At 22.2% G+C, this 873-nt stretch carries 1 protein-coding gene; it reads right to left on the bottom strand.

Features of this window, described 5'->3' with window-relative positions; genetic code table 11:
- Positions 1–7: 7 nt before the first annotated feature.
- Positions 8–873: hypothetical protein (locus tag JWF52_RS16660; protein WP_353654967.1), on the bottom strand; the 866-nt coding region annotated here is incomplete at its 5' end.

The following is an 873-nucleotide window of genomic DNA, read 5'->3' as shown; positions in this document are numbered from 1 at the left end:
ACACATCTTAATACTCTTTTATATTATCTTCAGAAATAAAGTATACTTTTTCTGTATACATATTTATAATATATACTTCTTTTGCTTTGAACCATCCTTTATTTACTATTTCATAATAATATAAGTCTTTTTCGTCTCCTAAGAATTTATCTAGGTTTTCTTGATTATCAATATATCTACTTGCTTTTTCCTTAGATACAGGGTATAAATCTTTATACTTATTACCTTTTTCTTCTAGTTTGTTTTTTAATATAAATTTAGCTTTTTCTTCATTTATTGCAAATTCTAATTTACCATCTGCTAATATTCTAAAATATCCATCTGAATAAGTAGTTTTATATTGCTTATTTGAACCTTTATATGAATAGATTGATTTAGTTTTTGCATCTATTAATATTTCATCTATTAATGTACCATGTTCGAACACTTCAACATAATAATATTTATCTTGATTTATCATTTGTTGGTATGAATCTATAGATATATTTTTTTTCTTTATTCCACTCTTTTTCGAAATGATATTTATAATATCTTCTGGTGTTAAAGTATAAATAGATAAATTATTTTGATATTTTTTTTCTAATGAAACTATTTTTTCATCATCAAAGTAATAATGTTTTAAATAACCTATATATTGCAATGCCTCTTCATAATTTCCTTGAGTATTAGATTCATCAGCCTTTTCTAAGTAATAATCATACATATCTTCAATACATTCTTTTTTACTTTTTTGTGCTAAATCATAATATTTTTTATCTTCTTCTAAAATTTTGTCATATTCACTTATAGCTTCATAATATTTTTTCTTTTCTTGATGTTCTGTTGCTGTTTTGTATAACTGTCTAGATTCATATAATTCTTTTATTGTCTGTT

The sequence above is a fragment of the Clostridium sp. CCUG 7971 genome, assembly GCF_017590215.1.
GTDB lineage: Bacteria > Bacillota > Clostridia > Peptostreptococcales > Peptostreptococcaceae > Faecalimicrobium.
Note: the sequence above shows the minus strand (reverse complement) of the source record. Positions and strands in the feature narration are given on the sequence as shown.